The organism is Bacillus cereus group sp. Bc010 (assembly GCF_027716745.1).
In the GTDB taxonomy this organism is placed as follows: Bacteria; Bacillota; Bacilli; order Bacillales; family Bacillaceae_G; genus Bacillus_A; species Bacillus_A pacificus.
Window position 1 is genome coordinate 1 of sequence record NZ_JAQFUY010000025.1, and the last position, 13,787, is coordinate 13,787.

A 13,787-nucleotide genomic window follows, 5' to 3' on the forward strand; every position below is an offset into this window, starting at 1 on the left:
TCCCCGATAGAATATCGGGAAAAGGCCGTGGCATAATACTCTTTTTATGACTGTCTACTTGACAGGGAGATGACCATTTGGTTTCCTTTTTTTATACAAATCACATTTATCCGTTAACATCATAAAACAAAATTGGAAATCCTTCTCAAAAAATGCGATAATTGATACTATATAGTGAATCGTTCACACATATAAAGTAAAAAACATAGGGGGACGACACATGCCAAAAATGGGGAACACGTTTTTAACAATTCAAGAACTAGAAAGGAAAAAAGAGTATTTATTGGACCTTTCATCCGTTATACCGACATGGAATGCGAGCTATCAATTTTTATTTAAAGAAATCCAGCAAGAATTATTGAGTAAAGTAAATGAAAAAATCGAACAACATCAATTCATTTTAAATATATGTGCAGATCAACAGGTAGGGGCATAATGTATTACATATAATTGTGGTATATAAAAAAGAGACCTCAATCGGTCTCTTTTTTATATTTTTAAGACAGCCAATCTAATTTTCTAATCCCGAGCTTATCAACTGGTAAACGAAGTGAGCCATAAAAATGTTTCATAAATTGCTCAGAGCGGTTCACATCGTGTAAAATGGCTTCTAAGCGATCTCTATATATGCTTTTTTGTTCTTCGTTTCCAGTTTGGTAATATCGTTCAACTGTTTCAAAATAGTGAAGCGGGAACAGGAGCCTTGCAAATAATAGGCGCCACCCAAATGAGGATAGCGAATAGTTCCGTTCATAATCTGTAACAAATTGAACGATTGTTTGCTCCCAGTCTTTCTTTTTTTCAATCATCATATAGCGAATCCATTCTGCTATATCTCGAGTTGGATGATCATACACCCAGTCAAAAGGGAGTTTGAGACGCTTCGTTTGATGCCATAATAAAGGTGTGAATCGTTCTTGGCAAATGGTTGCTGCATCCGTTAGTTGCGGCGTATCATCCATCTCTGTATCAACAACGTATTGAATGGCATTTTCTGCAACACCTAAGTAATACGGGAAGGATTCAATAAATAATTGATCGAATACGTCTGTAGGGTGGTTCATCACTTGTGACTGCCAAAACTTTTCTAACTGATCGAGCCTTTTTTCCCATAACGCTTTCCATTCACCAATGCGGCTTAATTGCTCAATTTCTTCTGGAAAGAATGCACCTCGTTTATGGAATATAGAAAGCTCACTTCCTAATGACATAGCATGTCGTTCTAACGCGCGCATACCTTTTAATAAGCAGTAATTTTGTTCTTCTATCTCACTTACATAGTAGCCGTGTATAGTCGGAACGAAAGTCGCTACAGTTATATCCCCTTGCTGGTTCATATAATCACTGAGCTTTTTCATCTCTACAAGTACTTCTTCCTCCATTTCTCCAATTGGAACAAGTACATAAATTTTGTTGCGAATCCAAAAGCTTTTATAGGGGCCAAGGGGGATTAATTCTTTAACATGCATATGATAATGCTCATAAATATGATGAATCATCGCAGTCGCCACCTATGGTTTTTCTTTATATATATGAGCTTGTGCTCGCCTTTCATTCCTATGCACATGATAAAGCAACGAAACGTATACAAATACTAAAAAGAAAAAAAGGTGATAAACATGAAAGAATCAAATCAACTACAAGAAAGAGCATTGCAACTATTACAAGAACGCGGTGTAACAATTGATGATATTGCTGAGCTTGTTCATTTTCTTCAAAAAAAATATCATCCAAATTTAGAGATGTCAGAATGCCGTTATAACGTTGAGCGTGTATTATCAAAACGTGAAGTACAGAATGCACTAATTACTGGTATCGAACTCGATGTCCTTGCTGAAAAAGGAATGTTAAGTGAGCCGTTACAAGATATCGTAAAACGTGATGAAGGCTTATACGGAATTGATGAAGTGATCGCACTTTCTATCGTTAACGTGTACGGTTCTATCGGTTTCACAAACTTTGGATATATCGATAAATTAAAACCTGGTATTTTAGAATACTTAAATGATAAATCAACTGGAAAGGTGCATACATTCCTTGATGATATCGTTGGTGGAATCGCTGCCGCTGCTTCAAGCCGTTTAGCACATAGAGCTGAGCATTCGGAGTGAAATATGAAAGCCCGTCAGTGTCATACTGACGGGCTTTCGTATTCCATGAGCATAAATTCTCTTCCACGGCTCAAAAAAATAGGTCCTTGTTGAAAACCTATTTTTTTATATAGCGTAATCGCTCTTGTATTAAATGTCGCTACGCTAAGTCGAAACGTTTTCGGCTTATATTCTTTCGCTGCAAAGGCTATCCCAGCTTGAAAAAATATTTTCCCCAGCCCTTTCCCTGTTAACTCCGGCTTCATGCCAAGTCCGATATCCATTACATCTTCTCCACTATATAAATGAGCATCTCTTCCACCTGGCACTTGTGCATTTTCCCCAAAACAAAAATAGCCGATAAACTCTCCATTATCGTCACAACAGCCATAATACGTCCCATCTAGCAATTCTTCTATTACTTCTTTCTCGCCTGAAAAGCTATATAAATTATAGGGTTCTTCGTACGTCCACGTATTTATCTCATTTGCTTCTTCTACCGTCAGCTCATGTATTTCCACTTTCTCTTCCCCCTATTATATTTCTACTAACAATATTCGATACTCATCTTATAATTCATCTTTCTCAATATGTTTTTTTAATTTCTCGCTTTATTTTTATGGAAGATTTTTCTTATTATGTTACGATTAAACAGAATCATTTGAAATAAGGTGGTGACAATTTGAATTATTTTTCTTATCTCTCCTTAGAAGAACGTCAAAATTTTTTCTATAAAGAACCTCTTAGTTTTTCAAAAAATATAGAGAAAGAGCAATTAGCGTACGCATTAGGTGCTACACTATATACTCCTGGCACGAAAGAAACGATCGCGGAAGATATAATTAGAAAAAAACATGTGGAAGCTACCTCGATTATTTTTTGTCTAGAAGACTCTATCAGCGATAAGGAAGTAAAGTTTGCAGAGCAAAATATCGTCTTTCAAATACAGCAAATCGCCAACTTGGTCAGTGCTAACATACTAAATCAAGCAGACATCCCCCTTCTTTTTATTAGAGTTCGACAGCCAAGTCAAATGAGGACAATTGTTACTGAATTAGGTAGTGCGGTTCATTGCTTATGTGGTTTTGTCTTTCCAAAATTCACACCCGTTAATGGAAAGTCTTATATCGATCAGCTTGCTTATATAAACAAGCTATATTCATTATCCCTTTACGGAATGCCGATTTTAGAATCCCCAGAAATTATGTATAGAGAAACACGTGTAAAATCATTGTTACAAATAAAAGATCTACTAGATTCCTATCGTGATTACATCTTAAATGTACGCATTGGTGCTACTGATTTTTCAAGCATATTTGGTATTCGGCGTAATAAACACACCCTATCTATCATATTACTGTTGTTCGTGATTGTATTTCCGACATTATTAATATTTTCTCCAGAGCAACAAATGGATATGTTATTTCAGGATGTGTATGGGAATATTTTTCTAATGATTACGAAGAAGGGCTCATTCAAGAGGTATCGCTTGACCATGCAAATGGATTAATTGGAAAGACAGTCATTCACCCATCTCATATTAAAGTTGTACAAGCAATGCACATTGTTACAATGGAAGATTATTTAGACGCAAGGTCAATTTTACAACATGCAAATACGTATAACGGAGTGCTAAAAAGCAGTTTTGCTAACAAAATGAATGAAGTAAAGCCCCATTATAACTGGGCTCGCAAAACCATTTTAAAATCTAATATTTACGGGGTGCTACATGAAAACAAACAATTCACCGATCTCCTTATTACAAACGCAAAACAACACGTATAACGTTTTGAATAATATAAAGGTTCATGTAGAAGTACGTGATAATCCATATAACTTAGAATTAGACAATCTTTTTCAAATGGCTGCGAGAATCAATAAGAAGCGGAGTTTTTTATTTGTAAGTACAATTCTTGGAAAGCATCTTCCTATTAAACCTGCAGTCTCTCTAGCAAGTGGATTTGCTCTCGCTGCAAGATATATGGAAATACTACATAATACTTTTCATCCATTTCAAAAAGAAATTTTAAATCTTATTTCATTAGAAGTTGATGAAATTCCAGAAGAAACATTTCATTATCAATATCCCTTGCCAGAAGAAGTTTTATTTATCGGATTCGCTGAAACAGCAACAGCACTTGGCCATTCTATGTTTCAATGCTTTCAAAATGCAAAGTATGTACATACAACTAGGGAATCGATACCCAATCTCGAATCTGTCATTACATTTGAGGAAGAACATTCCCATGCAACATCACACCGTTGTTATGTGGATAAAAGTTTTTTTCAAAACAACAATCCAATCATTCTCGTAGATGATGAGATGACAACTGGGAAAACCGTACTAAATATTATCAGGTCTATTCAACAGCAATTTCCACGAGAAGAGTATACCATCGCTTCTTTATTAGACTGGCGTTCTAATACTAATAGAAGACAATTTAAACAACTAGAAGAAGAACTTCAAATAAAAATTCATGTTATTTTTTTATTAGAAGGCCGCATTCACACAACTGGCCAGCCATTGAATATTACAAAAACAGATACTCATATTGAAGAAACAAAACCTTATTTCAAAAAACATACGATTATTTGTCCAGCATTATCCTATACATCAAATTATATAAAATATACTGGACGCTTTGGCATTTCATCATATGAACAAAAGCACATTCATTCTTTTGCTCAAGAAGCAGGAAAAATGTTACAAAGAAAAAGAATTGGAAAACGAACACTCTGCCTCGGAACGGGTGAGTTTATGTATATTCCAATGAAAATTGCTGCTGAAATGGGTGAAAATATTTTATATCAATCTACAACACGAAGCCCTATCCACCCTGTTTCAAATGATGTGAACTACGCCATTCATAATCATTTCTCTTATCCAAATCCCGAAGATTCTACTATTACAAATTACTTTTATAATATTTCACCCCATGAATACGATGAAGTATTTGTGTTTATGGAACGTGATGTAGGAGAAGAAGCCTTATCACCTCTTCTACAGCAGTTACAAACAGTTATTCCTTGTATTCATATCGTCTCATTTTCAAATAGCATAGAAAAGGAAGGTTGATAATTATGGTAAAGGTAAATTCCCATATTAGTAGTTACGATCCAAATGATGCTATTTTTCTATTAAAAGATATTAGTGATTTAATGAAAGAAAGTTCCACAGAAACGAGAGAACAAGCCATTCAAGCTGGCATACATTATTCTGAAATGTTACCAACGGAATATAAACCATCTAAAGCATATATGGATTTATTCTTTTCTTCCCTGCAACATTACAAACACAAACTAGCCATCGCTGTCGGAGTTGTCGCTGAACAAATTATACAGACTAAAGGAACGAATCTCGTCCTCGTCTCATTAGCGCGTGCTGGTACACCTATTGGTATTCTTATAAAACGCTACATACGCTATCAATATAACCTTGATGTACCTCACTATTGTATTTCTATTATTCGTGGACGCGGCATCGATGAAAATGCACTTCACTATATTTTAGAACATCATCCTACAGAAACAATTCAATTCATTGATGGCTGGACTGGAAAGGGTGCAATAAAAAAGGAATTGGAACAGGCAGTACATACATTTAACGAGAGAAATAATACACACCTTTCTCATTGTATGGCTGTACTTGCTGATCCCGGTTACTGTACTTCAATTTACGGTACACGCGAAGATTTTCTTATCCCTAGTGCTTGCTTAAATGCGACCGTCTCTGGACTAATTAGCCGCACTGTACTAAATGACACCTATATTGGCCCAAATGATTTTCATGGTGTTAAATATTATAAAGAGCTAGAACAAGAAGATTTATCAAATTTCTTTATCGATGAGATAACAGATTTATTCCCTTCTGTTCATTCTCATATAGATAATCAATTACATTATATTGCTTCAACATACACCGATCCATCTTGGCAAGGATTAAAAGATATACAATCTATCCAAACTCACTTTGAAATTGATGATATTAATCTAATTAAACCAGGAGTCGGTGAAACAACTCGCGTATTACTCCGGAGAATACCGTGGAAAATTTTAATACGAAAGCAAGACACTCCTGATTTAAAGCATATTTTACTTCTTACTAAAGAAAAGAATGTCCCTGTTGAAATATATGAGAATATGACTTATTCATGTTGCGGACTCATTAAGCCTCTTAGGGGGAATACGATATGATTTTCGCCAGTGATCTTGATCAGACACTTATTTATTCCCGTAAATCATTTCGTGCTCATATAGAAGATAATTCAATTCAGCTCATTGAAACTTTAGATGGAAAAGAAATTTCTTTCATAACATATAAAACCATTACACTACTAATAAAATTGCAACTGCATTCATATTTTATCCCAGTTACAACAAGAACGATTGAACAATTTCAACGTATTACTTTATTCCAAAATGAAATCATTCCTGAATATGCCATTACAAGTAACGGCGGTAATATCCTTCATAACGGTAAGCAAGATGTTACTTGGAACAAAGAAATAAAAAAAAGAATTTCAGTAGAATGTATAGAGAGGAACGATATACTAAAGGAATTTGAACAAATCGCTCATAAAGATTGGGTTATATCACAAAAAACGGCTGATGATTTATTCCACTATTGCATCATTAAACGAGAGAACATTCCTTATGATGAATTATCATCCTTCACTTCCTGGTTAGACAAACAGGGCTGGAATCATTCACTTCAAGGTAGGAAACTATACTTTGTACCAAAACCAATTAACAAATGGGACGCCGTGCAATATATACAAGAAATACTACAAATGGATACTATTATTACAGCTGGGGATTCTTTACTTGATTTATGCATGCTTGAAAAGGCGAACTATGCCTTTGCACCACTTCATGGTGAATTAGGGGCAACATATAATCATTTACAACCCCATATTGTAAAAACAGATGCAATCGGCATATATGCCGCAGAAGAAATCGTAAGTAAATCACTTCAAATCATTCACAGTTCATCACCTACCTCATAATTGAAATATGCACAATTGCATACGCACGCCCATGGAACAAATGGTACAATTTATTCGAATCGCTGTTGCTACACTTCTTGATCAAAGAAAAGGCGTTAAAACGGATATTAGCGCCTTATCAAACTCAAGCAATTGGCACATTTTGTCATCTTGAAAGACACTCGAAAGAGTGTCTTTTTTTCTATACCTTACAAGGACTTACTCATTTCAAAGCATAAACACATAAAATGATATAACTCTTTACATGCATGAGTCCTTTTTTCAAAGTTTTTAAGTAGACTCAAAATAAAAAAGCACTCTTGTCTAGAGTGCTTTTTACTTTCAAACAAGGAGGTTACATAATATGGATAGTACTCTCGTATTTAACTTCGGCATTGGTATTGTTATCATTTTATTTGTTTTCTTTGTTCTTTGTATGAGCGGAGTGTAGAAAGACGATTTGAGGCGTCTTTTTATACATATGTATTACTTGACTTTCGCAAAAGAAGTAACAATAATGGTTACAGTGAAACCATTCACATATCCACAAATAGGAGGAAGAACAATGAAACATGTAATCGTTTATGCACACCCGAATACAGAAAGCTTCAACCATGCGATTTTAGAAACGGTAAAAAGTGAATTAGAAGAAAAAGGTCATGAAGTACGCGTTCGCGATCTATACGAATTAAACTTCAACCCAGTATTAGACGCTTCCGATTTCATCTCATTTTCTCAAGGAAACACACCAGCAGATATTAAAGAAGAGCAAGAGCATATCTCTTGGGCTGATAGCATTACATTTATTTATCCGGTTTGGTGGGCGGGACTTCCTGCTATTTTAAAAGGATACGTTGATCGTGTATTTAGCCACGGCTTCGCTTATGCTTACGGTGAGAATGGTATTGAAAAGTTATTAAGCGGTAAAAAAGGATTATTATTATCTACAATGGGAAATACGAAAGAGGCATACACAACAGGCGGTATGTTTGACGCAATGAAGAAAACAGCGGATGTTGGTATTTTTGAATTTACAGGCATTGAAACAATTGAGCATACATTCTATACAAGTGTCCCTTCTGTGGATGATAGTGTGCGTAAACAATATCTTGAAGAGGTTAAAGATGTTGTGAATCGTGCGTTTTAAATAACATTATATCAGCGATTTTTTTAATATATCAGCGCAACTCAGATTATATCGGCGATTTTCCAAATATATCAGCGCAACTCAAATTATATCGGCGATTTTCTAAATATATCGACTTATCGACAAAAAACGACACTAATTACAACTGAATATTAGCCCACCCCAATCGGGCTACCCGCAAATATTAGAAAAAAGCTGCTCCAAAGTATGGAACAGCTTTCTTCATTACATCTTCTCAATCCACTCCGTCAAGTTATGCACAACTTGCGTCGGTTGAACTTCGTATTCTGTTAACTTCTCCACAGTTGTTACTCCAGTGTGGACAAGAAGTGTATGCATACCAGCATTTATTCCTGCTAAAATGTCTGTATCGTAGTTATCCCCAACCATTAATGCTTCATTCTTTTCTATGCCAAGCACTTTCAAGGCTTGTTCCATAATGATTGATTCTGGTTTTCCGATAAAGATTGGATCCACACCTGTTGATACTGCTACAACTGATGTTAATGAACCGTTACCTGGTAATAATCCGCGCTCAGTCGGAATGGCAATGTCTCCATTTGTAGAAATAAACGTTGCGCCGTTACGCACAGCAAGACAAGCTTTTGCTAATTTTTCATATGTGATGTCACGATCTAAACCGACAACAACGAAATCAGGATTTTCATCTACAAGTTCAAATCCTTTTTCCACAAGCGCATCGTGTAAACCTTCTTCACCAATCATATATACAGTTGCGTCTTGTTTACGTTCATAAATGAAGTTTGCTGTTGCCATACTCGTTGTGAATACTTGCTCTGCTTTCGCTGGAATATCGAAACGAACAAGTTTTTCTGCCACTTGTTCTGGTTTACGAGTTGAGTTATTCGTAACGAATAAATACGGAATGCCGCGCTCTCCTAACGCTTTGACGAAGTCGCTTGCTTCTTCAATTTGTTCTTCTCCGCGATACATTGTACCGTCTAAGTCAATTAAGTAACCTTTATACATCGATTATGTCTCTCCTTCTATGCTAACGTTCTCACCTTATCATACCACTCTTATATTACCCGCTTTTCCAAAAGAAAAAAACGCTTTACCTTAAAGCGCCCCATAACGTTCATTTTTTCTCTTTTATTTGGTAAGAACAACTACAATCGCCCTCGCACATGTTTGCTAGCGTTTTCACATCTGCGTTCGCAAATAAACGATTATACATCTCTTTTTCATCTTCACACACTTGCGGGAATCTCTCTGCAATTTCCTTTAACGGACAATTTTGTTTTTCAATTACGAAAGAGTTCTCTCCATCTCTCTTGATTTGAACCATATAACCATTTTTCTCTTGCATAGCTGCTATCTCTTGCACTTTATATGCTAAATTCTTTTGATTACTCACTCGCTTTTGCAACTGTTCTTCCATACGCTTCGTTCTCTCTTTTAAAACGTAACGAAGTATTTTTTCATCGCCCATTCGAGCTAAATCTTCTAGCATATCAATCGCAAATTGCTTATACTCTTTCGGAAATGTATCTTCTCCCTTTTCGCTTAATCCATACAAATAAGTTGGTCTTCCGACATGTTGCCTTACCATCTTGGAATAGATGAAACCATCTTTCTCAAGATTACTTAAATGTCTTCGAATTGCCATTTCTGTAATCTCTAACATTTCAGCTAGTTCCGCTACGGTGTGCTCTCCCTTTACTTTCAACAACTGCACAATTTCATCTTTCGTCGTACGTGCTTCCCCCATGCTTCACCCTTCTCCCTCACATACAATATAAGACCCCCAAAAGGCATTCTCTGGGGATCTTATAAGCATAATTATTCTGGTACAAATGCAGATACAGGTCCTAATTCCTTCTCTAAATAACTGCGAATATTTGCTGGGTATTTCTCTACCACTGCAATATGTTTTTGAATCGTCTTATATAATTCATCATGATTCATTTGAATATAATCTTGCGTAAGCATTTTTCGAAGAAGGATAATTTCTTTCATCCCTTGTCCATCTTCTGTACTTATCACTCGCTCGTCCATTAAAATATCGATAATATCTTCATAACTTCCTGGATCGCGCATAATAAATCCATCAATCATCGCATTCCCTACATCTAATACACAATCAATCATTAGATGAGCTATGCGTTCTAATGCGTAAAATTCAAACTCGGTTTCATATATCTTTTTCTCTTGAAATGTACTTGTTGCTCGTTCTAAACATACTAGCATTTGTTCTATTTTCTTTCTGTCTACAAAATACATGAATGTCACCTACCTGGAAATTAAAGCATTTACATTTTAATTGTAACGCTTTCTTCTGAAAAAATCGACAATTTTTCGAATTCACCTTTTCTCCGTTATTTGTTATAGTTATATTTGTATGATTTTTGAAATTGGAGGAATGGAACCTTGGAACGTGAACTCGCACTAGAAATTGTCCGTGTAACAGAAGCAGCAGCATTAGCATCCGCACAGTGGATGGGCCGCGGAAAGAAAAACGAAGCAGATGATGCAGCAACTACAGCAATGCGTGATATGTTCGATTCAGTAAACATGGCAGGTACAGTTGTAATTGGTGAAGGAGAACTTGATGAAGCACCGATGTTATATATTGGTGAAGAACTAGGAACAGGTAACGGTCCAGAAGTAGATATCGCCGTTGACCCATTAGAAGGTACAAACATCGTTGCAAAAGGTCTTGCAAATGCAATGGCAGTTATCGCAATCGCAGATAAAGGAAACCTTCTTCATGCTCCTGATATGTACATGGAAAAAATCGCGGTTGGTCCAAAAGCAGCTGGTAAAATTAGCTTAGATGATCCAATTGAAAAAACAATTGAAATTGTAGCAGAAGCTAACAATAAAAAGATTCGCGATCTAACAGTTATCGTTCAAGAACGTGAACGTCATCAAGATATTATTGATCGTGTTCGTGCAAAAGGTGCACGCGTAAAATTATTTGGTGATGGTGATGTTGGTGCGTCAATCGCAACAGCACTACCTGGGACAGGTATCGACTTATTCGTAGGTATCGGTGGAGCTCCAGAAGGTGTTATTTCTGCAGCAGCATTAAAATGTCTTGAAGGTGAAATGCAAGCTCGCTTAGTTCCAATGAACGAAGAAGAAGAAGCTCGTTGTCGTGAAATGGGATTAGAAGACCCTCGTCAACTTCTAATGCTAGAAGACTTAGTATCTGGTGATGACGCAATCTTCTCAGCAACTGGTGTATCTGCTGGTGAATTATTAGACGGCGTAAAATTCCTAGGCGGAGATTTAGCTGAAACATACTCTATCGTAATGCGTTACAAAACAAGAACAGTACGATTCATTAAAACGCATCACCATTTAGATCATAAGCCACACTTAAACTTAGATATTTAATAAAAGGAGCCATGTGTATGGAAGAACGTTTCTTTCTGTACGACGACACTGTCGCTACAAAAACTCGTTTCGTTAGCTTTATGGGAGAAAATGAGCGTCATGATTTAGCGCTATTATACTCCGATCGTCATTACGGTAAAACAATTGTCCTTGATATGCAGCGTAATAAATTCGCAATCATCGGCGCTGACGATTTAAACGAACCAGGCTACTTAGAGCACGCATTTTCTATGACTGAAGAAATTGCAGAAGAACTACGCTCATTTTTATTTGAACTTATATAATTTATCTTAGGCACCAGCTTTTTAGCTGGTGTTTTTTTCGCTTTAAGTATTTTGAATTTTCTAATCTTTATGTTATAATGAAGAATAAATCTATTTGGATAGAAAGGACGTTATCTACGTATGCCAATAACTACTTTGTAATGGACCAGCAATTGGATAGCATTACTCTCAAAAAAGCACCATGCTTTTTCAAGGGAGTAGTCTGCCCATTCCCATTACAAAGGAACGTATTGCATCTGTAGTATGATGTTTACGGAGGTTCCTCTTTGGGGAACCTCCTTTTATTTTTGTCTTTTCCTCCTGTCTTCATACTACAAGACATCCAAATAGCTGTATTACGTTTCTTTGCCACTACTATAAGAGGTGAAGGAAAATGCAGAAAGTACAACTTTCTTGGAGTTTATATGAAAACGAGCAAAACACAATCGAAAAGTATTGTAAAAATTGCAGACGCACTACCCTATTTACCGATACAAATATTCGTAGGCATAACGCCAACGGAAAAAACATATACCGCTTTGCTATTTATAAATGTCCGAAAGATCATACGTGGAATCAAAAATTGCGTATTTATAAATCATTTACTGATCACGTTGAAACAGTCGATATGTCGCAGCAGGATCAACTAGAAACAACTACTACCATTTCCATTACGCAACATAAAGAAAATGGTATAGCTGAAATTACGATTGTATTAGACCTCGTTTTCGGTTCCCACCGGATGGATAAAACTTTATCCACATATATTTCCGACTGGAGCCGTACACGCATTGTGAATAAAATTAAAAACGGGGATATTCAATTGAACGGACAACAAATGAAACCAAATACAATACTTTCTGAAGGCGATCGTATCTCGATTTGTTTATAATGCAAAAAATCCTCTTACAATCGTAAGAGGATTTTTTTATTTCTTCACTTTTCGTAATACGAAATGTGCACAACCGAAGTTGCAGTACTCGTATAAATACTCCGATAACGTACTAATTTTCGTATCATATGTCGCACGCTGGTTACTATCATCAAAGAAGCCGCGCAATCTAAGTTGCTCATAACCCCAGTCCCCAACGATGTAATCATATTTATTTAAAATTTCTGCATAGCGCTCTTTAAATGCTTCTTCACTAAAACCGTCACGAAAGTTTTTAATTACTTCGTACTGCACATTATTAATGCTCACCGTAGCATGAATCTCTTGCTTTTGCTCCATCATTAACTTCCTCTCTAAGCATTCTTCTTTTTATCGTATCACAAAGCATACCAACCAACAATTTCAAATACAAAAAATTGAAAATTAGTGCATGCTATGGAGAAGGAGGTGATACATCGTGAAAAAACAAATTATCCTTTCTCTTCTCACTCTTTCCTTATTTGCAGGCTGCCAATCAACGAATAAAGCCGAAATGGAACGTGAAGAAGGAAGTCGTGTTCTTGTTTCCAATAAAAACGACATGTATCATACGGAAAATACAAATACACGGCTTACAAGAGTCGGTTATTCATCTAAACAAAAGCATGAAGTGTCTAACAAACAAGTAGGAGCCATTAACCGTGAGAAAGTCGCTGAAATGATTACAAGCATGACAGTCAAACTTCCTGACGTTACAAACGCTGCTACGCTCGTTACCGATGATGAAGTATTTGTTGTATACCGTGCAAACACAACGGATCCAAAACTCGTAGCGGATCAAGTATATAGAACTGCTTTGTCCATCGTCCCTCGCTATTATAAAGCATATGTATCAACAGACCAAAAGTTGATTTCTCAAATTCAAGGCCTTCAATCTGGCGCATTAAATGATACAGAATATACACAGAGCCTCGATATGTTAAAACGTGAAATGAGCAAAAATCCTCATTTGAACAATACAGAGGATCAGACTTTGAATGATATGATAAAAAAATAAAGAAGGTGGAG

Annotated in this window: 16 protein-coding genes and 1 pseudogene; 11 read left to right on the forward strand and 6 right to left on the reverse strand. The window is 36.1% G+C overall.

All coding sequences use genetic code 11. The features are described from left to right. Positions 1–220 precede the first annotated feature (220 nt). Complete coding sequence (locus tag PDQ68_RS21315) at positions 221–436, forward strand: hypothetical protein (RefSeq protein WP_014893439.1); 216 nt, start codon at positions 221–223, stop codon at positions 434–436. A 61-nt stretch (positions 437–497) separates the two neighbouring features. On the opposite strand, the gene yutH is transcribed toward PDQ68_RS21315, so the two are convergent. Further along, complete coding sequence (gene yutH, locus PDQ68_RS21320) at positions 498–1,499, reverse strand: spore coat putative kinase YutH (RefSeq protein ID WP_016718817.1); 1,002 nt, start codon at positions 1,497–1,499, stop codon at positions 498–500. 120 nt (positions 1,500–1,619) lie between these two features. Between yutH and PDQ68_RS21325 the strand changes: the two genes are divergently transcribed. Beyond that, a complete protein-coding gene (locus PDQ68_RS21325; RefSeq protein ID WP_000665103.1) occupies positions 1,620–2,111 on the forward strand; it encodes a phosphatidylglycerophosphatase A family protein in 492 nt (163 codons plus the stop codon). A 20-nt stretch (positions 2,112–2,131) separates the two neighbouring features. Here the strand turns inward: PDQ68_RS21325 and PDQ68_RS21330 are convergent, their stop codons facing one another. Beyond that, a complete protein-coding gene (locus PDQ68_RS21330) occupies positions 2,132–2,611 on the reverse strand; it encodes a GNAT family N-acetyltransferase (protein WP_016718818.1) in 480 nt (159 codons plus the stop codon). Positions 2,612–2,772: 161 nt separating this feature from the next. Between PDQ68_RS21330 and PDQ68_RS21335 the strand changes: the two are divergent. From PDQ68_RS21335 to PDQ68_RS21355, 5 genes and pseudogenes are all read left to right on the forward strand, one after another. Continuing rightward, a pseudogene (locus PDQ68_RS21335) lies at positions 2,773–3,875 on the forward strand (HpcH/HpaI aldolase/citrate lyase family protein). After that, on the forward strand, positions 3,820–5,166 hold the full coding sequence (locus PDQ68_RS21340) for a phosphoribosyltransferase family protein (RefSeq protein WP_062822289.1): 1,347 nt from the start codon (positions 3,820–3,822) through the stop codon (positions 5,164–5,166). The pseudogene PDQ68_RS21335 and the gene PDQ68_RS21340 overlap by 56 nt, the downstream one beginning before the upstream one ends. 5 nt (positions 5,167–5,171) lie before the next feature. Continuing rightward, complete coding sequence (locus tag PDQ68_RS21345; RefSeq protein ID WP_061183270.1) at positions 5,172–6,284, forward strand: cysteine protease StiP family protein; 1,113 nt, start codon at positions 5,172–5,174, stop codon at positions 6,282–6,284. Further along, entirely contained in the window at positions 6,281–7,096 is an 816-nt protein-coding gene (locus PDQ68_RS21350; protein WP_000575371.1) for an HAD family hydrolase, read from the forward strand. Before PDQ68_RS21345 ends, PDQ68_RS21350 begins: the two co-directional genes overlap by 4 nt. Positions 7,097–7,640: 544 nt before the next feature. Continuing rightward, positions 7,641–8,222, forward strand: a complete 582-nt coding sequence (locus tag PDQ68_RS21355) for an NAD(P)H-dependent oxidoreductase (RefSeq protein WP_029141223.1) — start codon at positions 7,641–7,643, stop codon at positions 8,220–8,222. A gap of 225 nt (positions 8,223–8,447) precedes the next feature. Here the strand turns inward: PDQ68_RS21355 and PDQ68_RS21360 are convergent, their stop codons facing one another. From PDQ68_RS21360 to PDQ68_RS21370, 3 genes are all read right to left on the reverse strand, one after another. Continuing rightward, positions 8,448–9,212, reverse strand: coding sequence for a TIGR01457 family HAD-type hydrolase (locus tag PDQ68_RS21360; protein WP_000276467.1), 765 nt, complete (start codon positions 9,210–9,212; stop codon positions 8,448–8,450). A gap of 109 nt (positions 9,213–9,321) precedes the next feature. Continuing rightward, the gene (locus PDQ68_RS21365) at positions 9,322–9,954 is read right to left on the reverse strand and encodes a helix-turn-helix transcriptional regulator (RefSeq protein ID WP_061183271.1); all 633 of its coding nucleotides are present in this window, start codon (positions 9,952–9,954) and stop codon (positions 9,322–9,324) included. 71 nt (positions 9,955–10,025) lie between these two features. Further along, the gene (locus PDQ68_RS21370; protein ID WP_000274011.1) at positions 10,026–10,466 is read right to left on the reverse strand and encodes a DUF86 domain-containing protein; all 441 of its coding nucleotides are present in this window, start codon (positions 10,464–10,466) and stop codon (positions 10,026–10,028) included. A 147-nt stretch (positions 10,467–10,613) separates the two neighbouring features. On the opposite strand from PDQ68_RS21370, the gene glpX reads away from it, so the two are divergent. From glpX to PDQ68_RS21385, 3 genes are all read left to right on the forward strand, one after another. After that, on the forward strand, positions 10,614–11,585 hold the full coding sequence (gene glpX / locus PDQ68_RS21375; RefSeq protein ID WP_000439091.1) for a class II fructose-bisphosphatase: 972 nt from the start codon (positions 10,614–10,616) through the stop codon (positions 11,583–11,585). A gap of 17 nt (positions 11,586–11,602) precedes the next feature. After that, positions 11,603–11,869, forward strand: a complete 267-nt coding sequence (locus PDQ68_RS21380) for a DUF3055 domain-containing protein (protein WP_000392606.1) — start codon at positions 11,603–11,605, stop codon at positions 11,867–11,869. Between the two features lie 373 nt (positions 11,870–12,242). After that, positions 12,243–12,740, forward strand: coding sequence for a DUF1062 domain-containing protein (locus tag PDQ68_RS21385; RefSeq protein ID WP_016718822.1), 498 nt, complete (start codon positions 12,243–12,245; stop codon positions 12,738–12,740). Positions 12,741–12,776: 36 nt separating this feature from the next. Here the strand turns inward: PDQ68_RS21385 and PDQ68_RS21390 are convergent, their stop codons facing one another. Then, positions 12,777–13,079, reverse strand: coding sequence for a YutD family protein (locus PDQ68_RS21390; protein ID WP_000435941.1), 303 nt, complete (start codon positions 13,077–13,079; stop codon positions 12,777–12,779). A 118-nt stretch (positions 13,080–13,197) separates the two neighbouring features. Here PDQ68_RS21390 and PDQ68_RS21395 point away from each other — a divergent pair, with 118 nt between their 5' ends. Next, the gene (locus PDQ68_RS21395) at positions 13,198–13,776 is read left to right on the forward strand and encodes a YhcN/YlaJ family sporulation lipoprotein (protein ID WP_061183272.1); all 579 of its coding nucleotides are present in this window, start codon (positions 13,198–13,200) and stop codon (positions 13,774–13,776) included. Positions 13,777–13,787 lie beyond the last annotated feature (11 nt).

Excerpts from the sequence above, each read along its gene's own strand:
- PDQ68_RS21315 (WP_014893439.1), top strand. The coding sequence starts at position 221 with ATGCCAAAAATGGGGAACACGTTTTTAACAATTCAAGAACTAGAAAGG.
- yutH (WP_016718817.1), bottom strand. The coding sequence starts at position 1,499 with ATGATTCATCATATTTATGAGCATTATCATATGCATGTTAAAGAATTA.
- PDQ68_RS21325 (WP_000665103.1), top strand. The coding sequence starts at position 1,620 with ATGAAAGAATCAAATCAACTACAAGAAAGAGCATTGCAACTATTACAA.
- PDQ68_RS21340 (WP_062822289.1), top strand. The coding sequence starts at position 3,820 with ATGAAAACAAACAATTCACCGATCTCCTTATTACAAACGCAAAACAAC.
- PDQ68_RS21345 (WP_061183270.1), top strand. The coding sequence starts at position 5,172 with ATGGTAAAGGTAAATTCCCATATTAGTAGTTACGATCCAAATGATGCT.
- PDQ68_RS21350 (WP_000575371.1), top strand. The coding sequence starts at position 6,281 with ATGATTTTCGCCAGTGATCTTGATCAGACACTTATTTATTCCCGTAAA.
- PDQ68_RS21355 (WP_029141223.1), top strand. The coding sequence starts at position 7,641 with ATGAAACATGTAATCGTTTATGCACACCCGAATACAGAAAGCTTCAAC.
- PDQ68_RS21360 (WP_000276467.1), bottom strand. The coding sequence starts at position 9,212 with ATGTATAAAGGTTACTTAATTGACTTAGACGGTACAATGTATCGCGGA.
- PDQ68_RS21365 (WP_061183271.1), bottom strand. The coding sequence starts at position 9,954 with ATGGGGGAAGCACGTACGACGAAAGATGAAATTGTGCAGTTGTTGAAA.
- PDQ68_RS21370 (WP_000274011.1), bottom strand. The coding sequence starts at position 10,466 with ATGTATTTTGTAGACAGAAAGAAAATAGAACAAATGCTAGTATGTTTA.
- PDQ68_RS21380 (WP_000392606.1), top strand. The coding sequence starts at position 11,603 with ATGGAAGAACGTTTCTTTCTGTACGACGACACTGTCGCTACAAAAACT.
- PDQ68_RS21385 (WP_016718822.1), top strand. The coding sequence starts at position 12,243 with ATGCAGAAAGTACAACTTTCTTGGAGTTTATATGAAAACGAGCAAAAC.
- PDQ68_RS21390 (WP_000435941.1), bottom strand. The coding sequence starts at position 13,079 with ATGGAGCAAAAGCAAGAGATTCATGCTACGGTGAGCATTAATAATGTG.